The 20698-nt window shown below is 61.9% G+C and carries 17 protein-coding genes; 7 read left to right on the forward strand and 10 right to left on the reverse strand.

Features of this window, described 5'->3' with window-relative positions; all coding sequences use genetic code 11:
* Positions 1 to 16: 16 nt before the first annotated feature.
* Both GH665_RS38430 and GH665_RS38435 read right to left on the reverse strand, forming a co-directional pair.
* Entirely contained in the window at positions 17 to 1303 is a 1287-nt protein-coding gene (locus GH665_RS38430) for an MFS transporter (RefSeq protein WP_153142194.1), read from the reverse strand.
* 192 nt (positions 1304 to 1495) lie between these two features.
* A complete protein-coding gene (locus GH665_RS38435) occupies positions 1496 to 2716 on the reverse strand; it encodes a pyridoxal-phosphate-dependent aminotransferase family protein (RefSeq protein ID WP_030102282.1) in 1221 nt (406 codons plus the stop codon).
* A 162-nt stretch (positions 2717 to 2878) separates the two neighbouring features.
* Between GH665_RS38435 and GH665_RS38440 the strand changes: the two genes are divergently transcribed.
* The gene (locus tag GH665_RS38440) at positions 2879 to 3604 is read left to right on the forward strand and encodes a GntR family transcriptional regulator (protein WP_030102283.1); all 726 of its coding nucleotides are present in this window, start codon (positions 2879 to 2881) and stop codon (positions 3602 to 3604) included.
* Positions 3605 to 3769: 165 nt separating this feature from the next.
* Here GH665_RS38440 and GH665_RS38445 read toward each other — a convergent pair whose 3' ends face one another.
* The gene (locus GH665_RS38445) at positions 3770 to 4840 is read right to left on the reverse strand and encodes an IS30 family transposase (protein ID WP_153135631.1); all 1071 of its coding nucleotides are present in this window, start codon (positions 4838 to 4840) and stop codon (positions 3770 to 3772) included.
* 304 nt (positions 4841 to 5144) lie between these two features.
* Here GH665_RS38445 and GH665_RS38450 point away from each other — a divergent pair, with 304 nt between their 5' ends.
* The gene (locus GH665_RS38450) at positions 5145 to 6731 is read left to right on the forward strand and encodes a Na+/H+ antiporter (protein WP_153142195.1); all 1587 of its coding nucleotides are present in this window, start codon (positions 5145 to 5147) and stop codon (positions 6729 to 6731) included.
* Positions 6732 to 6784: 53 nt separating this feature from the next.
* On the opposite strand, the gene GH665_RS38455 is transcribed toward GH665_RS38450, so the two are convergent.
* The gene (locus tag GH665_RS38455) at positions 6785 to 7078 is read right to left on the reverse strand and encodes a hypothetical protein (protein ID WP_028196015.1); all 294 of its coding nucleotides are present in this window, start codon (positions 7076 to 7078) and stop codon (positions 6785 to 6787) included.
* A 265-nt stretch (positions 7079 to 7343) separates the two neighbouring features.
* Complete coding sequence (locus GH665_RS38460; protein ID WP_153142196.1) at positions 7344 to 7982, reverse strand: HD domain-containing protein; 639 nt, start codon at positions 7980 to 7982, stop codon at positions 7344 to 7346.
* Positions 7983 to 8221: 239 nt separating this feature from the next.
* On the opposite strand from GH665_RS38460, the gene GH665_RS38465 reads away from it, so the two are divergent.
* The 5 genes from GH665_RS38465 to GH665_RS38485 all read left to right on the forward strand — a co-directional run bounded on the left by GH665_RS38465 (position 8222) and on the right by GH665_RS38485 (position 14594).
* Positions 8222 to 9184: a GlxA family transcriptional regulator gene (locus GH665_RS38465; protein WP_153142197.1), complete on the forward strand. Its 963-nt coding sequence runs from the start codon at positions 8222 to 8224 to the stop codon at positions 9182 to 9184.
* A 153-nt stretch (positions 9185 to 9337) separates the two neighbouring features.
* Positions 9338 to 10096 carry an SDR family oxidoreductase gene (locus GH665_RS38470; protein ID WP_153142198.1) on the forward strand — a complete coding sequence of 253 codons (759 nt, stop codon included), beginning with the start codon at positions 9338 to 9340 and terminating at the stop codon, positions 10094 to 10096.
* 371 nt (positions 10097 to 10467) lie between these two features.
* Positions 10468 to 12195: an IlvD/Edd family dehydratase gene (locus GH665_RS38475; protein WP_153142199.1), complete on the forward strand. Its 1728-nt coding sequence runs from the start codon at positions 10468 to 10470 to the stop codon at positions 12193 to 12195.
* 71 nt (positions 12196 to 12266) lie between these two features.
* On the forward strand, positions 12267 to 13625 hold the full coding sequence (locus GH665_RS38480) for an MFS transporter (RefSeq protein ID WP_153142200.1): 1359 nt from the start codon (positions 12267 to 12269) through the stop codon (positions 13623 to 13625).
* 45 nt (positions 13626 to 13670) lie between these two features.
* Entirely contained in the window at positions 13671 to 14594 is a 924-nt protein-coding gene (locus tag GH665_RS38485) for a dihydrodipicolinate synthase family protein (RefSeq protein ID WP_174771784.1), read from the forward strand.
* A 9-nt stretch (positions 14595 to 14603) separates the two neighbouring features.
* Here GH665_RS38485 and GH665_RS38490 read toward each other — a convergent pair whose 3' ends face one another.
* The 5 genes from GH665_RS38490 to GH665_RS38510 all read right to left on the reverse strand — a co-directional run bounded on the left by GH665_RS38490 (position 14604) and on the right by GH665_RS38510 (position 20687).
* The gene (locus GH665_RS38490; protein WP_153142201.1) at positions 14604 to 15350 is read right to left on the reverse strand and encodes a winged helix-turn-helix domain-containing protein; all 747 of its coding nucleotides are present in this window, start codon (positions 15348 to 15350) and stop codon (positions 14604 to 14606) included.
* Positions 15351 to 15887: 537 nt separating this feature from the next.
* The gene (locus tag GH665_RS38495; protein ID WP_153142202.1) at positions 15888 to 17201 is read right to left on the reverse strand and encodes an MFS transporter; all 1314 of its coding nucleotides are present in this window, start codon (positions 17199 to 17201) and stop codon (positions 15888 to 15890) included.
* Between the two features lie 13 nt (positions 17202 to 17214).
* Positions 17215 to 18144, reverse strand: coding sequence for an NAD(P)-dependent oxidoreductase (locus GH665_RS38500; RefSeq protein WP_153142203.1), 930 nt, complete (start codon positions 18142 to 18144; stop codon positions 17215 to 17217).
* Positions 18141 to 19868, reverse strand: coding sequence for a dihydroxy-acid dehydratase (gene ilvD, locus GH665_RS38505; protein WP_153142204.1), 1728 nt, complete (start codon positions 19866 to 19868; stop codon positions 18141 to 18143). Before ilvD ends, GH665_RS38500 begins: the two co-directional genes overlap by 4 nt.
* Positions 19869 to 19907: 39 nt before the next feature.
* Positions 19908 to 20687, reverse strand: coding sequence for an SDR family NAD(P)-dependent oxidoreductase (locus tag GH665_RS38510; protein ID WP_153142205.1), 780 nt, complete (start codon positions 20685 to 20687; stop codon positions 19908 to 19910).
* Positions 20688 to 20698: the final 11 nt, after the last annotated feature.

Raw genomic sequence — 20698 nt, forward strand, 5'->3', positions numbered from 1 at the left:
GAACGGTGCTGCCTGCTTATGCGCCCACGCCGGTAGTCGCATGCGCTTTGTCGGCCGCGTTGAGATCGAACTTGCTTTCCGGCTGCATGCGGAACGCGAGCACCACGCCGATCGCCATCAACAGCATGCTGCCGACGAACGGCAACTCCCAGCTACCGAAGTAGTCGATCAGGAATCCGCCAACCACCGGCGAGACGATCGCGGCAAAAGCCGAGCCGGTGTTCATCATGCCGCTCGCGGTGCCTGAGTATTCCGGCGCGATGTCCATCGGAATCGCCCACATGGGACCAATCGTCATTTCGGCGAAGAAGAAGCCCGACGCGAGACACGCCATCGACAGATACAGGTGGTGCGTGAACATCAGCGGAATCAGCGAGAGCAGACAAAAGAACATACACACCGACACCATCCAGCTGCGCGCACGCTTCAGGCTGCGGGTACGCGTGAAGATCCAGTCGGTCACAATGCCGCCGAGCGTATCGCCAAGCACACCGGCAAAGAACACGACCGAGGCGAAGATCGCCGACTTTTGCAATTGCAGGTGATAGCTGTGCAGGAAGTACTGCGGAATCCAGCTAAGGAACAGCCACAAAGTCCAGCCGTAGCAGAAGTACACGATCGTGACCGGCCACATGCGGCGAAACAGTTTGCCCCACGGCACGCCGGCCGCTTTCGGCTTCGGCGCGGGCAAGACTTCAAGTTCCTCGGCCGTGATTCGCGGATGATCTTTCGGATGTTCGGTGAACGTGAACGCCCACACCGCGACCCACAGCAAGCTGAACACGCCGCAGATATAGAACGATTCGCGCCAGCCCCATGTGGCCATCACCAGCACGATCAAGCCCGGTGCCACCGCATTGCCGATACGCGATGCCGCATGGGTGATGCCTTGCGCAAAACCACGTTTTTCTTTCGCGACCCAGCGCGCCATCGCGGAGGTCGCGGCGGGAAACGTGGCGCCTTCGCCGAAACCGAGCAGCACGCGTGCGGCCAGCAACGAGACCAGGCCACCCGCGAGACCGGTCAGCAAAGTCGCTGCCCCCCAGATGGCGCCGCAGAAAATCAGCGTGCGTTTCGCGCCGAACCGGTCGCTGACCCAACCACCGATGATCTGAAAAATCAGATACGGATAAGCGAAAGCGGAAAACACGAGGCCTACCTCCGTATGGGACAGGCCAAATTCCTTGCCAAAACCTGCCGCCGCGGTGCTGACGTTGACGCGGTCAAGGTAGGTGATGAAGTACATGATGCAGAGCATCACTAGAACGATACTGGTCGCACTGCTCACACGAAACCGCTTCATCGTCTCTCTCCATTGCAGTCTGTCGACGGCGCGCCTGGAATGGCGCGCTGCATCGTCGCCCGTCAGCGGTCTGCGCCGCGGGAATATCGCTTGTTGTTCATGAGCCGCGTTCTATGCGCGGTTTCGTGAGGGAAGTGCTCCCCGCCTTCCCCTGCTGCGAGATGCGCCTGAGTGCTCAGGTGCTGAAGGTGCTTAAGCTGCGGCTTTCAGTCCCGAGGCCTGAGTCGGCTGGCTCAGCCACTCCATAGCGGCAGGCAAGCCGCTTTCCTTGAGCGGCACGCCCGCGAGCCGCAGGCCCATTTCGCAACCGGCCAGTGTTGCCAGCAGCATCAGGTCGTTGCAGTCGCCCAGATGGCCGATGCGGAACATGCGGCCTTTCATCTTGCCGAGGCCCGTGCCGAGCGACATGTCGAAGCGTTCGTAGATGACCTTGCGCACCGCGTCGGCATCGATACCATCCGGCATCATCACGCCGGTCAGCACCGGGCTATACACGGCGGGGTCCGCACACTGGATCTCCAGACCCCACGCGCGAACCGCGCGGCGGGTGGCTTCGGCGAGGCGCTCATGACGGGCGAAAACGTTATCGAGCCCTTCGCCGAGAATCATCTCCAGCGCCTCGTTGAGCCCGTACAGCAGGTTCGTGTTCGGCGTGTACGGCCAGTAGCCGGTCTTGTTCATCTCGACGATGTCGGTCCAGTCCCAGAAGCTGCGCGGCAATCTGGCCTGCTTGCTGGCGGCCACCGCCTTCGGCGAGATCGCGTTGAAGCTGATGCCCGGCGGCAGCATCAAACCCTTTTGCGAGCCCGACACGGTGACGTCGACGCCCCATTCGTCATGGCGATAGTCGGCGCAGGCGAGACCCGAGATCGTGTCGACCAGCAGCAGCGCCGGGTGCCCGGCGGCGTCGATCGCGCGGCGCACGGCGGCGATATCCGAGGTGACGCCCGTGGAGGTTTCGTTGTGGACCACACACACTGCCTTGATCGCGTGCTGCGTGTCGGCGCGCAGGCGCTCCTCGATCATGTTCGGCTGCACACCACGACGCCAGCCTTCGATGCCAGGCAGACCGAGGAACTCCGGCTTCAGCCCGAGGCTTTCCGCCATCTTTTTCCACAGCGTGGCGAAGTGACCGGTTTCGAACATCAATACGTTGTCGCCGGGGCTGAGCGTGTTCGACAGCGCCGCTTCCCAGGCGCCGGTACCGGAAGCCGGATAGATCACCACCGGGTGTTGCGTCTTGAAGATTTTCTTGATGCCTTCGAGCACCTTCAGACCGAGTTCGCCGAACTCGGGGCCGCGGTGATCGATCGTCGGGTAGCTCATCGCACGGAGAATGCGATCGGGCACCGGGCTCGGACCCGGGATCTGCAGGAAGTGACGGCCAGCGGGGTGAAAGTCTAGCTTGAGCATTGGGCTCCTCCGATTGAATTTTGCATTCAAAAAACTATATCAGACGATCCGTGACGAATCCAAGGCGAAAATTGCCTGTCGATACCGGTGTTTACCCGTGCTATTAACTAATCTGGATGCTTCCGCTAAAATCCTGCCTAACACGATGTTGAGGGTTTTTGTATGCAAAATTCGGATTTCGATGCGGGTGTGGCCGCGTCCCCGCTGATGCCGAAGGTTGAGCGTCAGCGCTTGCACGACACGGTGGTGGAGCACATTCGCCGTTTTATCGTCGAGGGGGTGCTAGAGCCGGGCAAGAAACTGAACGAGCGCGAGTTATGCGAGACGCTGGGGATTTCGCGCACGCCGTTGCGGGAGGCGTTGAAGGTGCTCGCCGCCGAAGGGCTGATCGAGATTTCACCGAACCGCGGTGCGTCGGTGTCGAAGATGTCGGAAGCGGAGTTGCGCGAGACCTTTGAGTTGATGAGTGGTCTGGAGGCTTTTTCGGGCGAACTGGCGGCGGAGCGGATGACGGCTGCCGAACTCGCTGAGATCAAGGCGTTGCACTACGCGATGCTTGCTTGCCGCACGCAGAACGATCTGGCTGGGTACTACAGCCGCAACCAGGCGATTCACGACAAGATCAATGAAGCGGCGAGGAATTCAGCACTGCGGCAGACTTACGTTGCTGTGAATCGGCGCTTGCAGGCGTTGCGGTTCCGGTCGAATTTTCAGATCCCTAAGTGGGATAGCGCGATTCATGATCATGATGAGATGTTGAAGGCGCTTGAGGCGCGGGATGGGAAGAAGTTGAGCGCGATTCTTCGGCAGCATTTGCTGGATAAGAGGGATGCGGTTTTGCAAGTGCAATCGAGGGAGGAAGTGGCGGCTTCGGTGTTGAAGGCTTGAGCCTGCCCGGCGGGTTTGTTGTTGAGCTGGGTCTTTGGGGTTGCCTTGTTCGTGGTCTGTTTGTCTTTTGGCCTTTCCTTGAATTGTTAGTGGTCTATTAGCGTTCCCCCTGTGCGGGGCAGCACCTACTTTTCTTTGCCGGCCGCAAAGAAAAGTAGGGCGGTTTCAAATACCAAGTGCAACAGCCGGGTCGATAACAATTCCCTGTCTGGCGCAGTTATCAATGAAGACCTCGCCGGGCCGGCGCCAGCCGAGTGTTTTGCGAGGTCGCCGATTCAGGTTCAGCGCGATGGCATCGAGTTCGCGCTGCGTGAACTTTGACAGGTCCACGCCCTTCGGCAGGAACTGGCGCAGCAACCCATTGGTGTTCTCGCAGATACCGCGTTGCCAGGGACTATGCGGATCACAGAAATACACCTTGATACCGGTTGTTTCGGCCAGCTTCTTGTGTAGCGCCATTTCCTTGCCCTGATCGTAAGTCAGGGTCTTCAGCAAATCCGGATCGAGCGGCGCAAACGCCGCACTGTACGCCTTGAGCGCGGCTTCGGCGGTGCTGTCCTCCATCTTCACCAGCATCACGAACAGCGTGCTGCGATCGATCAGTGTGCCCACTGCCGAACGGTTGCCCGCACCCTTGATCAGATCCCCCTCCCAATGTCCGGCAATCCGCCGCTCATTGGCCTCCGGAGGCCGGATATGGATGCTAGCCATATCGACCAGTTTGCCCCGTCGGTCTTCGCCTCGCGTGCGCGGCTTGCGCGTGCTACGCCCCTGTCTTAACAGACCCACCAACTCGCGCTTGAGTTCTCCACGCGGCATGGCGTAGATGGCGTTGTAGATGGTTTCGTGTGAGGCATTCAAGGCAGGTTCGTCTGGATGGGTACGTTTGAGTTCGGCAGAAATCTGTTCGGGCGAGTGACACTCGTCCAGATGCTGACGCACTTCAGCCCACAGGGCTCCTTCAGGCTGTAGCTTGCGTTCGCGACGCGGCTTATGACGAAGCTGTGCAGCCCTGCGCCCGGCCGATGTTGCATTGTATCCACCCGCAACCGGCGGCCTGCCCAGTGCGCCGCGTTCGTGCTTCGGCTTCCAGTTATTGCGCCTCAACTCCCGACTGATCGTGCTGCGCGAGCGCTGCAAAGCGAGCGCAATCTCGCTTGATTTGCGATTCTCCATCTTCATCGCAAAGATCACGCCGCGCTCTTCGACGCTCAGATGTTCGTATATTTTTCCCATGCAACGCATCCTAACTGAGGCTGTTGCACTTGTATTTTGAAACCGCCCCGCACAGGGGCAACACTAATAGACCACTAACAAAGCAAGGAAAGGCCAACACCCCTAAAGCCACAACCAAACCAAGCGCCGCAAAGGCAAAAAAACTTGTCCACACAATTTGTGCCCAAGCCTGTGGACAACCAGCGCACAGACAAGCCAAGTCTTTGATACCGCACACGTATCCCCCACAGGCTCAACCGCAGGCAGAAGCCCCGCCCTGTGTTAAAAAGAAACCCCACCCTTTGCCACTCGTCGAGGCCCCCGCATGTCCTCCGTCATGGCTTTCAAACTCGTCCTGCTGTCGCTCGCCGCGATGGTCGGCCTCGAACTGCTGGCCAAGCGGCTACGTCTGCCGCCCGCCGCAGCGCTTCTGGTCGGCGGCGCCGCAATGGCGTTCGTGCCGGGCCTGCCCCCCATCAACCTCGATCCTGAACTGGTCCTGATCGTGTTCCTGCCGCCACTCCTCATGGACGGCGCCTACTTCTCCGTATGGGACGAGTTCAAGCGCAATCTCGGCGGCATCCTGCTGCTCGCAGTCGGCGCCGTTGCCTTCACGACCCTGACGGTCGGCCTGGTCGTCCATTGGGTCGTGCCGGCGCTCCCGTGGGGAGCATGCTTCGCGCTCGGCGCAATCGTCTCGCCACCTGACGCCGTCGCGGCAAAAGCCGTGCTCGAACGCGTCGCGTTACCACGCCGGTTGATGGTGCTACTCGAAGGCGAGAGCCTGCTCAACGACGCCGCCGGCATTGTCCTGTTCCGCTTCGCCGTCGCGGCCACGTTGACGGGCACGTTCAGCGCACAACATGCGATCGGACGGTTTGCGGTGCTCGGACTGGGTGGCGTCGCGGTGGGCATCGCAGTCGGCTTTGTGGTCGTCAGGTTGCTGCGCTATCTCGACGACGCGTACCTGATCATCACCGCATCCGTACTTTCCGCGTGGATCAGCTATATCGCGGGCGACATACTCGACGTGTCAGGTGTGATCGCCACCGTCAGTTGCGGCATGGTGCTCGGCTGGCACCAGCATGAAATCTTCTCGGCTTCGGTGCGTACACGCGGCACAGCGTTCTGGCAGATCCTGATCTTCCTGATGGAAGCGCTGGTTTTTATTCTCATCGGGCTGTCACTACGCAGCGTAATCGTGCGGCTGGGCGGGGTCGGCGACACGCTGGCTGCGTTGGCCCCGGCCGTTGGCGCGGTGATCGCGGCAGTCGTGTTATCGCGCTTCGTGTGGGTGTTCGCCGTCGAAATGTTGAAGGGACTGGTCTGCAAGCTGATGCAGCGCGCAAACATTGCGCTCGACTGGCGCTCGGCGACCGTGACGAGTTGGGCCGGCATGCGTGGCGTGGTGACACTGGCAATCGCGCTCTCGTTGCCCGAAGCGCTGCCCGGGCGCGATCTGATTCTGGTCGCTTCGTTCGCGGTCATTCTGGTAACGGTGCTGGGTCAAGGCACAACGATCGGACCGCTGATTCGCTGGATCAATCCCGATCACGCCTCCGAGAGAAATGAGCAGCATTTGACCGAACCTCAGGCATGGGCAAGGCTCGAAGCGACGCAGCTTGCAGCGATCCAACCGCTCGTGCACGACGCCCAGGGACAAGTGATTCATCCGCGCCTGCTGGAACAATATAGCTATCGGGCACGGATGACCGAAACCTACCAGGATGTGACGGAATATCCCTCCGATGTTCGATCCGCGCATTACGACGTCGTGCTTGCCGCCGTGGCGGCTGGTCGCCGCGAGTTGTTGCGGATGCACCGGTCAGGGTTGATTCATGATGAACTGCTAACCGTGCTTGAGCGGGATCTCGATTTGCAGGAAATCGCGGCCCTGCATGGCAGAGGATGACCGGTACGCGTCTGCGATGAGTCGAGACGCGTGCCGGTCGAACCGTGGTGGGCTCAATGGCCTTTGAAAATATCGAGCAGTTGACTTTGCATCTGCATCATCTCGTGCGCATGCTTCATCTCCATCTGCGCCATCGTGTCCTGATACTCCATGTCCATCTGCATCATTTTCTGCTGGATGGCGATCGCCTGAGTGCGCTGTTCAGGCGTCAGCTTGTCCATCATCATGCTGTACTCGGGCGGCATCAGATAGGTGCCGGCACGTCCTATTCCTTGGGCTTGCACAGAACCCGCTGCAAGTGCGAGCGGCAACAGTCCGCACATCAGTACGGCTCGGATCGATTTCATGTCATCTCCAGTCTTACGTGAGTAGCCCGCCTTAAACAAGGGCTACATAAGCAACGTTCAGTACTCAGACTGGCTTGCCGTGGTCGACCCACTGCACGTGCCGGTTCTGAGGATGCAACACCCGGGGCTGGCCGCCATGCACGATCGTCCGGGTGTTTCAGGGGTTTAGTCGCTTGCACTTACTGGAAATGACACGCTAAATGAATTTAGTGTCGATGAACTTTCTTGTGTGCGGCTGTCACTTTCGCCGTTGCGCGCCGACTAATTAATCCTTCCACGCCGAGCCCAGAATCATCGTGCAGAAATTTTCCCGATGGTAATGCGGGTCTTTCAGCGCCAGCACGTCTGCCTTCACGTTGCCGAAGGTCGTCTCCGGTTTATGAATCGTGCCATGCGCGAATGCGTCGATGATGCCTTCCTTGAAATGCGCGCCACGCGGGTGGGCATGCGTAACCTCATGACGCTGCTGCTCGGTGAACTCGTCGTAAGCGAGGCCCAGCACGTCCATCTCCACGCCGGCCGTGACCAGCGCTACCACCGGCTTCATATATTGTGGAATCCCAGGCGTGGTGTGCAGCGCAATCGAATTCCACACCTGCTCGATATCGTCTTCGCCAATGCCGTGGCGCTGCAAAAAGTCACGCGCCGCGTTCGCGCCGTCCACCTCGAAGCGGTCATGCTCGCTGCTATACGGTGCGACAAGCCCCATGTCATGAAACATCGCGCCGATGTACAGCAGTTCGGGGTCGTACTTGAGTTGCTTGCGCGCGCCGGCCAGCGAACCGAACAGGAACACGCGCCGCGAATGGTGGTACAGCAGTTCGGTTTCGGTATCGCGCACGAGTTGCGTGGCTTCGCGCGTCATCATGCTGTCGGGGATCTTGATGCCTGCGATCGTGGTCATGTTAAGTGCTCCATGAAAGACTCGAGTGAACCTGACGCGCGGTCCTGGTGAGTGAATAGCGCGTTTGGTATGCTGGACCGCGATGCTGCTCTGACCGTTCAGGCAGCGCGTCCGATGAGCTTCAGTATTGGCCGGCGCGCTGTCGCGGGCAATCACCATGGGCCGCTGAACCCTGCCAAACGCACCGCGTTGACTGCCGCAGCGTGCGGATTCCGTCCACCGTCAAAGGAAATCACTCGATGCCCACCGTTGCGATTGCGATTTTTTCCGGCGTGCAAGCGCTCGACGTGGCCGGTCCAGTCGATGTGTTTTCCGAAGCCAATCGGTTCCTCGCACCGCAAGATCACTATGAGGTCACGCTCCTTAGCGCGCAGCCCGGTCCATTGCGTGCGTCCAACGGCATGACGCTCGTCGCCGATGCGACGTTCGACCAGGCGCATCGCCCGTTTGATCTTGCGCTGGTTGCCGGCGGCCCCGCGCTGCCCGAAGGCGCCGCGCCCGACTCACGTTTGCTGGAATGGCTATCGCGCGCCGCCACGCAGTGCGAGCGTTTTGGTTCGGTCTGCACCGGCGCGTTCGCGCTCGGCCATGCCGGACTGCTCGACGCGCGCCATGTCACGACGCACTGGCAGCACGCGGCACAACTCGCCGCGCAGTTTCCGCGAGCACATGTCGATTTCGACCGGATCTATCTGCGCGACGGCAACCTGGTCACATCCGCGGGCGTGACGGCAGGCATCGATCTGGCGCTTGCATTAGTCGCGGAGGACCACGGCCCGCACACGGCGCTCGCCGTCGCCAAACGGCTGGTGGTCTTCGCCCAGCGGCAAGGGGGCCAATCGCAGTTCAGCCCGTATCTGACCGCCCCCGCCGATGAGACTTCGCCAGTCGCCAAAGTACAGGCGCATGTCATGGAGCGGATTCGCGAGCGCTTCACGGTTCAACAACTGGCGGATGTGGCGGGAATGAGCGCACGGAATTTCGCACGCGTGTTCGTGCAGGAAACCCAGGTGACGCCGCACGAGTTTGTCGAGCGTGCCCGCGTGGATGCGGCGCGCAAACAACTCGAAAGCAGCGGCGCGGCGCTCAAAACGATCGCCTACGATTGCGGCTTCGGCACCGCGGATCGGATGCGCATTGTCTTCATGAAGCGGATCGGCGTCACGCCGATGCAGTATCGCGAGCGCTTTCGCTCCACCTGATCTGCCCGAGGAAGGTGCGAAGGGGATAAGAAGGGAGCAGCGTTGCGGCGGCGGGATCGCCCGAACGCAACCTGACAATCAGCCTCGCTGCAAGCACCAAACGTTGCGTGCGAAAATAACGCTCTTCTCAAGCCAACGATCACAAGGAACGACATGTCCACCTCCTCTCCCATCCGCGCGATCGTTACCGGCCACACGCGCGGCCTCGGTGCAGCCCTTGCTGAACAAATGCTGGCGCGCGGCGTCGCGGTGCTGGGTTTGTCCCGCTCGCGTCATGCCACGCTTAAAGCGCGTTTCCCGGCACTGCTCGAAGAAATCGAACTCGAACTCGCCGATCCCACCCGCGTCGCGCAGTGGGTCGCAACCGAGGCTCTGCGCAACTTCGTCAGCGGTGCGCAAAGCGTACTGCTGATCAACAACGCGGGCATGGTTCAGCCGATCGGCCCGATCGAAGGCCAGAACGCCGCGGACATCGCCACCGCCGTGAGTCTGAACGTCGCCACGCCGCTCATGCTGGCAAGCGCGCTCGCCGCCGCCAGCACCGACGCGACCGATCGGCGCATCGTGCATATCTCGAGCGGCGCGGCGCGCAACGCGTATCCGGGTTGGAGCATCTACTGCGCAACCAAGGCCGCCCTCGATCATCACGCGCGCGCCGTCACACTCGACGCGAATCGTGCGCTGCGTATCTGCAGCCTGGCGCCGGGCGTCATCGATACGAATATGCAGGCGGAAATTCGCGGCAGCGGCACCGAACAGTTCCCGATGCGCGAAAAATTCGAAGACCTCAAGCGCAATGGGCAGCTTTCGACGCCTGAACAATGCGCGACCCAGGTGCTCGACTACGCCTTCAGCGATGCATTCGGGCAAACGCCGGTGGCCGACATTCGCGAGGTGGCAAAGCAAGGCTGAACCAGGGCTTCTCTGCTCCCGTAAACCCTCACCTTTCGGCGGATAAGCCGTCCTATCGTAACGCATAGCAACGTATCGCACGCCGGCGAGATCATTGCATCTCGCCCGGCTCTTCTCCCGAAATCCACACAACGTGCAGTGCTTCAGCAGCACAATGTGAATGCATTTTTGTATTAATTAGTATCGCTAATTCAGAGATAAATAAAAACCGCCCTTATATGTGGGACGTCCCTGCATAAGTTGACGTAGCGCCGTGCCGCTCATAAAGTTAACCGGCAACAATGCTTCTTTCTGGCTACACCGCCTGTTCAAAAAGCTGGAATAAGCGGGCCATCCGCCAATTCCACAAAGGCGTTACCGAGGAGACGATCATGAGCACCCCACCCAAGAAGGCGCTGCGCAGCCAGGCCTGGTTCGGCAAGGCCGACAAAGACGGTTTCATTCATCGCTCGTGGATGAAAAATCAGGGTCTACCCCATCATCTGTTCGACGGCCGCCCCGTGATCGGCATCTGCAATACGTGGTCGGAATTGACCCCCTGCAATGCGCACTTTCGCGAACTCGCCGAATACGTCAAGAAAGGGGTTTACGAAGCGGGCGGATTCCCACTGGAATTTCCGGTCATGTCGTTGGGCGAATCGAATTTGCGCCCCACCGCTATGCTGTTCCGCAACCTCGCGTCAATGGACGTCGAAGAATCGATTCGCGGCAATCCGATCGACGGCGTGATCCTGCTCTGCGGTTGTGACAAGACCACGCCCGCGCTGCTGATGGGCGCGGCCTCGTGCGATTTGCCCGCGCTGGCCGTCTCGGGCGGCCCGATGCTGAACGGCCGTTACCGTGGCGAAACCATTGGCTCGGGCACGGGCGTCTGGCAGATGTCGGAACAGGTGCGCGCGGGCACGCTCGATATGACGCAGTTCATCGAGGCGGAAAGCTGCATGAACCGTTCGCGCGGCCACTGCATGACCATGGGCACGGCCTCGACCATGGCCTCCATGGTCGAGGCGCTTGGCATGGGCTTGCCGCACAACGCCGCGATTCCTGCCGTCGACGCACGCCGCCAGGTGCTGGCGCATATGGCTGGGCGCCGCATCGTCGAAATGGTTCGTGAAGACCTGACGATGAGCAAGATCCTCACGCGTGAGGCGTTCGAAAATGCGATCCGCGTCAATGCGGCGATCGGCGGGTCGACCAACGCCGTGGTGCACCTGCTCGCGATTGCCGGGCGTATCGGCGTCGATCTGAAGCTGGAAGACTGGGAACGCGGCTCCGACGTTCCCTGCCTCGTGAACCTGCAGCCGTCCGGCGAGTTCCTGATGGAAGACTTCTATTACGCCGGTGGCGTGCCGGCAGTGCTGCGCGAACTCGGTGAAGCGAAACTGCTGCATCGCGATGCATTGACGGTCAATGGCCGCAGCATCTGGGAGAACGTCAGCCATGCCGAATGCTTCGACCGCAAAGTCATCTTTCCGGTTGCCGCGCCGTTCAAACCCAAGGCGGGGATCGCTGTACTAAAAGGCAATCTCGCCGTGGACGGCGCAGTCATTAAACCTTCGGCTGCTACGCCGGCACTGCTGCAGCATCGCGGCCGCGCGGTGGTGTTCGAGAACGTCGAAGACCTGCATGCGCGAATCAACGACGAAAATCTCGATATCGACGCCAGTTGTGTGATGGTGCTCAAAGGTGCGGGACCGAAGGGCTATCCGGGCTTCGCCGAGGTCGGGAACATGCCGCTGCCCACCAAGGTTCTGAAGCAGGGCATTACCGACATGGTGCGCATTTCCGACGGTCGCATGAGCGGCACGGCATACGGCGCGGTCGTGCTGCACGTGGCGCCCGAGGCCGCGGCGGGTGGCACGCTGGCGCTGGTTCGCGACGGCGACATGATCGAACTCGACGTCGCCGGGCGGCGCCTGCATCTGGATGTCGACGAGGCGGAGCTGGCGCGCCGTCGCGCGGAATGGCAAGCACCAACGCCACCCGCGCGCGGCTGGTACAAGTTGTATGTCGATACCGTTCAGCAGGCGAATCTCGGTGCCGATCTGGCGTTTCTCGTCGGTTCGAGCGGCGCGGCAGTTCCGCGCGATTCGCATTGAGCAAACGCAAGGCGCCGGCGCAGCAGCGGCCGGAACAGTGGCCGCCCGCGGCATGAAATCAAGGAGACGGAATGAAGTTGCAACATGAGGCCGTCGACGGCGATCGGGTCATTGAACGCGCTACGCTGAAACTGATGCCGCTGCTCGGCCTGCTCTATCTGATCGCCTATATCGACCGGCAGAACATCGGTTTCGCCAAGCTGCAAATGGTGGCCGATCTCGGCATGAGCGAAGCGGCCTATGGTCTAGGCGCTTCGCTGTTTTTCATCGGCTATCTGCTGTTCGAGATACCGAGCAACGTCATGCTCGCCAAAGTCGGGGCGCGTCGCTGGTTCGCGCGAATCATGTTGTCGTGGGGCGCGGTCACGGTTGCGCTCGGCTTCACGCATAGCGCGGCGATGCTTTACATACTGCGTTTTCTGCTCGGCGTTTGCGAAGCGGGTTTTTATCCTGGTGTGCTGTACTACCTGACGCTCTGGTTCCCCGCTCGCTTCCGGGCAAGGCTGGTCGGCTATTTCATGATCGGCAGCGCGCTCGCCAATGCGATTGCCGCGCCGATCGGCGGTGTCCTGCTGGATTTCGACGGACTGCTGGGTCTGCGTGGCTGGCAATGGGTGTTCGTCGTCACAGGCATGGCGGCGGTGCTGATGAGTGCAGTGGTCTGGCGGCGCTTGCCCGAGACGCCGCGAAACGCGCCCTTCCTGAGCGAAGCCGAGAAGAACTGGCTGACTGACACGTTGCGAACAGAAGCCGCGCGCGTCGCACCGTCAGCTCATGGCAATCCGTTCGCGGTGTTGCTCGACGGCCGCGTCTTGCTCATGTCGTTCTACTTCCTGTTCTTCCCGCTGTCGGCGTATGGTCTCAGCTACTGGCTGCCTACGGTTGTCAAAGGATTCGGCGTCAGCAACACCGTCAACGGGCTGCTGAATGTCATTCCCTGGCTGATGGTCGGCGTTGCGCTCTGGTGGGTGCCACGCCATTCGGTCGCGCGAAATGAGCAGACCTGGCACATCGTCGTGCCCGCGCTGTTAGGTGCGTTTTTCCTGTTGCTCAGCGTCTTCGTGCCCGGCCACGCGCTGCAGTTCGTTTGCCTGTGCTTCGCGGCAGCCGGCATGTTTGCCGGGCAGCCCGTGTTGTGGTCCCTGCCCAGCCGGTTTCTGACGGGTGCGCGCGCCGCCTCGGGGCTCGCCGCGATCAACTCGATCGGCAACCTGGGCGGGTTCATCGCTCAGAACGTCGTGCCGATGATCAAGGACCGCACCGGCAGCGTTATTGCGCCAATGCTGTTTCTGTCTGCCTGCCTCGCGTTCGGCGCACTGATGACGTTCGTTATGCAGGCGGTCATCCGCCGGTCGGAACGTCAAGCGCAAGGTGCCGGGGCGCCCTCGGTCAACGACGCCGGGCGGCGCCGGTTCAATCGTGTCGAGTGACGACCGAACGCGCTCGCCCTCTCACCCGTAATGGACTCCGAAGTCATGAACCAACCCGCCACCTATTCCAGCAACATCGCTGGTATATACCCGATCCTTTACGCCTTCTTCGATCGCGACAATCGTCTGGACCGCGCGGCCATGCGCCGGCAAATGAAAGCCGCCGTGCGGGCACAGGCTCCCGGGGTCGCGGTGCTAGGGCTCGCCACCGAGGTCAACAAGCTCTCGCAAACCGAACGCGAACAGATCATCCGCTGGGCCATCGAAGATAGCGGTGGCACGCTGCCACTGATGGTGACGGTGAGCGGCAGTTCAGTCGAGTCGCAGCGCGATCTGGCTCACTATGCGCTTGCGCAAGGCGCCAGTTCGCTGATCCTGCAACCGCCCGCGCTGGCGGCCGGTACAGTGCCGCAACCGGAGGCGTTCTATTTCGATTTCTTCGCCGCCGTCATGGACGGACTCGACGCAAGGGTCGGCATCCAGAACGCGCCGGAATATCTGGGCGTCGGCTTGTCCGCGGAAAGTCTCGAGCGTCTTGCGGCCCAGTGTCCGAATTTTCGTTTGCTCAAGGGGGAAGGGCCGTCGATCGTGCTTGCGGAGACGGTAGCGCGGGTCGGGCATCTGATGCCGGTGCTCAACGGGCGCGGCGGAATGGAGTTGCTCGATAACTTGCGTGCCGGATGCGCCGGCATGATCGTCGCGCCCGACTGTTTCGACTGGCAGCAACGGATCTATCAGGCATTCGTCGGCGGCGACGTTGCGCAAGCCGAAGCTCTGTACCGGCAGGTGCTGCCGGCTATCGTCTTCGTCATGCAGTCGCTCGATACCTTGATCTGTTACGGCAAACGAATTGCTGCATGGCGAATGGGTTTTGACGTCCAGCATGATCGCGACGCGAAATTACTGCCCAGTCGCTTCGGTCTCGAAGCAGCGCGGCGCTTCGCCGAAATGCTCGGACCGCTGCCTTAATTCGCTCACTCACACGCCGGGCGCAACCAGCGCGTCGCGTTCGGCCGCCCCAATCTCGCCGTGCGGCACGAACACATAGCCGCGTCCCCACACGGTCTGCACGTAGCGTGGCTCGGAAGGATCGATCTCGATCAGCCGCCGCAGCCGCCAGATCGATACATCGAGGCTGCGCCCTTGATGCAATACGCTACTGCCGCGTAATTTCTCGTTGAGTTGCACACGCGTGAGCACCGTCATCGCGTGATTGACGAAGATTTTCAGCAACGCGAATTCCGAACTGCGCAACGCAAAATGTTCGTTGTCGCGGCGCAGTTCACGCGCGGAGAAATTCAGCTCGCAACGCCCAAAGCGATAGGGTGGCCGTGTTTCCGGCGCGCCTGGTGCGAGCGCGCCGCGCCGGCGCAGCAACACGCGAATGCGGGCGAGCAGTTCGGCAGGGTCGGCGGGCTTGCTCATGAAATCGTCGGCACCGAGTTCGAGACCAATCACCCGATCAATCGCCTTACGGCTCTCCGACAGCAAAATCACCGGCATGTCGTTGCCGCTCATGCGCAAGTCGCGCAACACGGCAAGGCCGTCGCCGTGCGGCGCCGAGATGTCGAGCACCAGCAACGCCGGCCGCTCCATCTCGATCACGTGCTTTAGCCCCGCGCAATGCGGACGAGCGGACACCCCGCAGCCCTGCCCGCGTAAAGATTCGCCCACCACGGCCGTTAAGCCGCCGTCGGCGCCAACAAAAAGAATGTGCTGACTCATCCAACTGATTCCAGGAGACGATCGGTTTTCAGAGACAGGCGATGGCTTGCGGGAATAGCAAATCCGCTGACCGCTTGTCGTCCGCGTCGCCATCTTCCCTGTAGGCACGTCATCTCAAAACGCGGAACAGCCCCCAAGGTTGCCAATTTCTTCCCAACTCTTTCAACGCGGAACGTGATATGGGGAGCGCCAGCAAAGCCACCGTGCGATGCGCGTGGGTACTCCCGAAAAGTCTCACCTTTGGCACGGAGCGGTTGGGGTTCGGCGCGAAGCACATCTCCGACTACTCCCGAAAACGCTCACCTTTCGAGCTTGGGGGCAGGCCGCAAAGGCATGCTGGGCGGGGCGCCGACGCTCGCGAATAGGTCACTCCCGCAAACCCTCACCTTTGGAAAGGCTCGGGTATTCTGCATACCCAGGTAAGCGATGGTGTGCCGGGCGGCATTGCGCGCGGCGATCAGCGAGGTGCTTTCGGAGCCTGCCGGAATCGGCACAGGGACGATGATGCCGTTGAACGGCACCATCCTTAGGACGATATCAACCGGTCGAGCGTGAATCGATTTTTCCGCTCACCGCTTTCAATCCAAAGCTCGCGACCAGCGAGAGCGCCGCGCACGCCGCCATGAAATACGCTGGCGCGGCAACATTCCCCGTCGACGAAATCAGCCACGTGGCGATCAACGGCGCGGTGCCGCTGAACACGGTAAAGCTGACATTGAAGGTCAGCGCCACGCCGCTGAAACGCACGCGCGTGGGAAACATGTCGGCGATGATGCAGGCGAACGTGCCGTTAGCAAGGCACGCGGCCACACCGGCTAGCGCGAGCAGCAGCACGATGTCGGTCGTATGGCGGCTTGCTGCCAGATAGAACGGATAGCTCAACACGGCAAGTAGCAGCGAGCCGAAGCGCAGTACGAAACGCCTCGGCAGTTTGTCGCCAAGCCAGCCGGACAGCAGAATACCCGTCGACACCACCGCGAGACCGACGTTCTGCCCAATCGCCACGCGGCGCGGATCGTAGTGCAACACGCGGTCGAGGTACGCGGGCATGTGCGCGAACAGCAAGCCATTGAATGCTGCGACCACCGCTGTCGTGCCGATGCCGAGCAACACGGGCCGCCAGTGCTCACGCAGCAGTTCTGCCAGCGGATGCTTCGCGGCGAGATGCTTCATCTCGGCAAACGCAGGCGTTTCTTCGAGCTTGCGGCGCAGCCAGAAACTCAACAGGCCGATTGCACCGCCGAACAGAAATGCGATGCGCCAGCCGTACGCCGCGACGTCGTCGCCGCTCAGAAAGCTATGCACCGAGAGATTGACGGCTGCCGCCAGCAGCACACCGGAGTTCACGCAGAAGAACACAATGCCGCACACGAGTCCCGCGCGCCGAGGCACCGATTCGACCACATAGGTGATCGAGCCAGGCAACTCGCCGCCGAGGCAGAAACCCTGCATGAGACGCAGCAGGATCATCAACAGCGTGGCGCTGATGCCCCATGTCGCGTACGTCGGCACGATACCCATGCCGATCGTGCACATCGAGACAACGATCACCGAGACGATAAACACGCGCCGGCGTCCGTACCTGTCGCCGAAATAGCTGAGCACGATACCGCCGACCGGCCGCGAGAGATAACCGACTGCGAACACCGCGAACGAAAGCATCAAGCCGACAATCGGATCGTCCATCGGAAAGAATGCACGGCCGATGAACTGCGCGAAGATGCCATAGACGACGAAATCGTAGAACTCGAGCGCGCCGCCTAGACTCGCGAGAATGATCATGCGCCATTGCGAGCGGGTAAGCCGCGCCGGAGTTTCTTCCGAAAGACTGGCGGATTCAAGACTGGACATGGTGGTCTCCTGCTTAAACCTCGTTGTTGGTTTCCGGCTCATATGTCATGCGCTGATCGAGCAGAACCCGGACGATCTGCGAGATGTCTTCATCGCCGAGTCCCCGACCGACCGCTTCCTGCAAAAGCTTGCGCACCTCGCCGACCGCGCGCAATGGCGCATTGGCCTCGCGCGCCAACTCCGCCACTGCGTCGAGATCCTTCAGCATCGTCCGGATCGTGCCCGATGGACTCGACGGCGGTGTTAGCATTCGCGGCATCAAGGTTTGCAGCAGCACCGAATCGGCCCAACCGCCTCGCAAGGCGGCCGGCATCGCAGCGGCGTCGATGCCGGCGCGTTGAGCGAGAACGCAGGCTTCCGCAATACCCGCGATGGTCGTCACGACGATTGCCTGGTTCGCGAGCTTGGTCGCTTGCCCCGCGCCGGTCGCGCCCATGCGCGTGACACGCGAGGCATAGGCGCGCAGCAACGGTTCGACCGCGGCAATGTCGCTCACGCCGCCGCCGCACATGATCGCAAGCGTGCCTGTCACCGCGCCTGCTGTGCCGCCGGACACGGGCGCGTCGATCCACGCTCCACCGGTCAGTTCGTGCCAACGCTGGGCGAGGCGCCGGGTCTCGGTGGGCGAGATGGTCGAATGGTCGACCAGAAACCTCGGTGCGGTCGATGCATGCACGAGCCCCTGTGCGCCGAACACGACGTCTTCAACCGCGGGGCCATCGCCGAGACACAGCATCACGACGTCGCTTGCTTCGGCTAGTTGCCGGGGCGAGTCGCTGACGACACAGCCCTCTGCCGCCAGCGCCGCCAGTTTCGCCGGCGATCGATTCCACACCTGCAGCGCATGCCCGGCCGCGAGCAGGCGCCAGGCCATTGGCTCGCCCATCTTGCCGATGCCGCAAAAACCGACGCGCGGCGCATCCGGCGCGACGGCGGCGCTCATGCTTCATTCTCGCCGATCGACGCTTCATAAGGCCACTCCACCGCACCCGAGTGCGTCACCGCGCCGAGATTCGCCGGCCGCACCAGCGCTTCGTATTTCTCCAGTACGCCGCCGAGCCGACCCCGCGTGAACGGCACAACCTCGTTATTGCGTCGCGCGAGTTCCGCGTCGCTCAATTCAACATCGAGCGTGCCTTTGTGCGCGTCGATATGAATCCGATCGCCGTCTCTGAGCAAACGAATCGGGCCCCCCGCCGCCGCTTCCGGTCCGACGTAGCCAATGCACATACCGCGCGTCGCGCCGGAGAAGCGTCCGTCGGTCAGCAGCGCGACTTTTTCGCCCATGCCCTGGCCGTAGATCGCCGCGGTCACGCTGAGCATCTCGCGCATACCGGGGCCGCCCTTCGGCCCTTCATTGCGGATCACGAGCACGTCCCCTTCCTGATAGGTGCGCTTCGACACGACCGACATGCATGCCTCTTCGGTTTCGAACACCCGCGCGGTGCCGCTGAAGACCAGCGATTTCAGGCCGGCAGTTTTCAGACACGCACCGTCTGGCGCGAGATTGCCGCGCAACACCACCAGCCCGGCGTTCTCGCTCAGCGGCTCGTTATGCGGACGGACAACACGGCCATCCGGGCCCGCGAACGACTTCAACGCGGTTTCGAGCGTTTCGCCGGTTTGCGTCAACGTATCGCCGTGCAGGAAACCGCCCGCGAGCAGCGCATTCAGCACCGCCGGCACGCCGCCGACGTGATACAGATCCAGCGCGAGATACTTGCCGCCCGGTTGCAGATCGCCGATCAACGGCGTGCGAGCGAGTACCTCGGACACATCGTCCAACGTAAAGCGGATGCCGGCCTCGTGCGCGATCGCCGGGATGTGCAGCGCCGCGTTGGTCGACCCGCCGGTGGCGGCGACTGCGGCGCACGCATTTTCCAGGCTCTTGCGCGTGACCAGATCGCGCGGCAGCGGACCACCGTTTTTCAGCGTATTCATGACGGTCTCGCCCGCTCGGCGCGCAATCGCAATGCGCTCGCTGTAGACCGCGGGCACCATCGCCGAACCGAGCGGCGCGAGACCGAGCGTTTCGGCGACCATCGCCATTGTGTTGGCGGTGAACTGGCCGGGGCACGATCCCGCGCCCGGCGTGCAACGCTTCTCGATGCCGCGCAAGGTTTCGAGCGACATGTCCCCGCGTTGCGCCGCGCCGACCGCCTCGATCGCGGTCAGAATCGTCGCCTGCGTGCCGTCCGGTGCGATGCCCGGCAGCATCGCGCCGCCGAACAGAAACACGCCCGGCACGTTCACGCGCACCATGCCCATCAGAATGCCGGGCAATGTCTTGTCGCAACCGGCCACGCCGACGAACGCGTCATAGCAATGCGCGCGCACGAACACTTCGACGCTGTCCGCGATGATCTCGCGCGAGACAAGACTAAACCGCATGCCCGAATGGTTCATCGAGGTGCCGTCCGACACCGAAATCGCCGAGCCACGAATCGGCACACCGCCGCCCGCCGCGACACCGAGGCGCACGTTGTCGGAAACCGCCGCGAGCGACATCGAGCACGGCGTGTTTTCGCCGAACGTATCGACAATCGCAACGAAGGGCTTTTCGATCGCGGCGTCGTCCATACCGGTCGCTCGCAGGAAGGCGCGATGCGGTGTGCGCGTGATGCCTTCGGTGACGGTGCGCGAGCGGTGCTTGTGGAGGTTGCTCATGGTTTTTCCTGTCCGTATCCGTGTTCGTGGGCCGTACGTTCAGCCGTTCAGCAACATGCCGTTCTCGGCCGCGATCACCTGGCCGGTCATCGAAGGCGCATGCGCGACGATGAACCAGGCCAGGTCGGCGATCTCGCCAGGCTGCGACACGCGCTTGAGCGGCGCGACATTCGTCATGCTGTCGACGATCTTCGCGTACGCTTCTTCACCCAGCACGCGACGCGGCAAACCGTCGTCCACCATGCCGGGCGCCAGCGCATTCACGCGGATGCGCGGCGCGAGATTGCGCGCAAGCGAGAGCGTCAGCGTATTGACCGCGCCCTTCGAGGCGGCATAGGCAATGGAAGACCCTGTACCGTTCAGCGCGGCCAGTGACGAGATATTGATCACCGACGTGCTATGTGCCGCGGTCGACGAATCGCGCAGCACGGGCACCGCGGCGCGCGTCATCTGAAACATGCCGATCAGGTTCACGCGATACACGCGCTCGAATTCCATGTCGTCGACAGCGGCCAGATCGCCGTGCGCAATGAAGCGCGTCGTGCCGGCGCAGTTGATCAGCGCGTCGATTCGGCGCCACTTCGAGACCACCGTATCGACCGCTTTCACGCAGGCCGCGTCGGAACCGACGTCGACGTCGAACACCATAGTCTCGGCGCCAAGCTGTTTGCATTGCGCTTCGACCGCCAACGCCGCTTCGCGCGTGCTGTCGTCGAAATTACCGATCGCCACCGCCCAGCCGGCGCCCGCAAAGCGCAGCGCGGTGGCCGCGCCAATGCCGGTAGCCGCGCCGGTGACCATACAAACCTGCTGCGTCATCCTTCTTTCTC

Source organism: Paraburkholderia agricolaris (assembly GCF_009455635.1).
GTDB classification, from domain to species: domain Bacteria; phylum Pseudomonadota; class Gammaproteobacteria; order Burkholderiales; family Burkholderiaceae; genus Paraburkholderia; species Paraburkholderia agricolaris.

Excerpts from the sequence above, each read along its gene's own strand:
- GH665_RS38445 (WP_153135631.1), bottom strand. The coding sequence starts at position 4,840 with ATGGGAAAAATATACGAACATCTGAGCGTCGAAGAGCGCGGCGTGATC.
- GH665_RS38435 (WP_030102282.1), bottom strand. The coding sequence starts at position 2,716 with ATGCTCAAGCTAGACTTTCACCCCGCTGGCCGTCACTTCCTGCAGATC.
- GH665_RS38430 (WP_153142194.1), bottom strand. The coding sequence starts at position 1,303 with ATGAAGCGGTTTCGTGTGAGCAGTGCGACCAGTATCGTTCTAGTGATG.
- GH665_RS38440 (WP_030102283.1), top strand. The coding sequence starts at position 2,879 with ATGCAAAATTCGGATTTCGATGCGGGTGTGGCCGCGTCCCCGCTGATG.
- GH665_RS38510 (WP_153142205.1), bottom strand. The coding sequence starts at position 20,687 with ATGACGCAGCAGGTTTGTATGGTCACCGGCGCGGCTACCGGCATTGGC.
- GH665_RS38500 (WP_153142203.1), bottom strand. The coding sequence starts at position 18,144 with ATGAGCGCCGCCGTCGCGCCGGATGCGCCGCGCGTCGGTTTTTGCGGC.
- GH665_RS38450 (WP_153142195.1), top strand. The coding sequence starts at position 5,145 with ATGTCCTCCGTCATGGCTTTCAAACTCGTCCTGCTGTCGCTCGCCGCG.
- GH665_RS38475 (WP_153142199.1), top strand. The coding sequence starts at position 10,468 with ATGAGCACCCCACCCAAGAAGGCGCTGCGCAGCCAGGCCTGGTTCGGC.
- GH665_RS38480 (WP_153142200.1), top strand. The coding sequence starts at position 12,267 with ATGAAGTTGCAACATGAGGCCGTCGACGGCGATCGGGTCATTGAACGC.
- GH665_RS38495 (WP_153142202.1), bottom strand. The coding sequence starts at position 17,201 with ATGTCCAGTCTTGAATCCGCCAGTCTTTCGGAAGAAACTCCGGCGCGG.
- GH665_RS38490 (WP_153142201.1), bottom strand. The coding sequence starts at position 15,350 with ATGAGTCAGCACATTCTTTTTGTTGGCGCCGACGGCGGCTTAACGGCC.
- GH665_RS38470 (WP_153142198.1), top strand. The coding sequence starts at position 9,338 with ATGTCCACCTCCTCTCCCATCCGCGCGATCGTTACCGGCCACACGCGC.
- GH665_RS38455 (WP_028196015.1), bottom strand. The coding sequence starts at position 7,078 with ATGAAATCGATCCGAGCCGTACTGATGTGCGGACTGTTGCCGCTCGCA.
- GH665_RS38485 (WP_174771784.1), top strand. The coding sequence starts at position 13,671 with ATGAACCAACCCGCCACCTATTCCAGCAACATCGCTGGTATATACCCG.
- ilvD (WP_153142204.1), bottom strand. The coding sequence starts at position 19,868 with ATGAGCAACCTCCACAAGCACCGCTCGCGCACCGTCACCGAAGGCATC.
- GH665_RS38465 (WP_153142197.1), top strand. The coding sequence starts at position 8,222 with ATGCCCACCGTTGCGATTGCGATTTTTTCCGGCGTGCAAGCGCTCGAC.
- GH665_RS38460 (WP_153142196.1), bottom strand. The coding sequence starts at position 7,982 with ATGACCACGATCGCAGGCATCAAGATCCCCGACAGCATGATGACGCGC.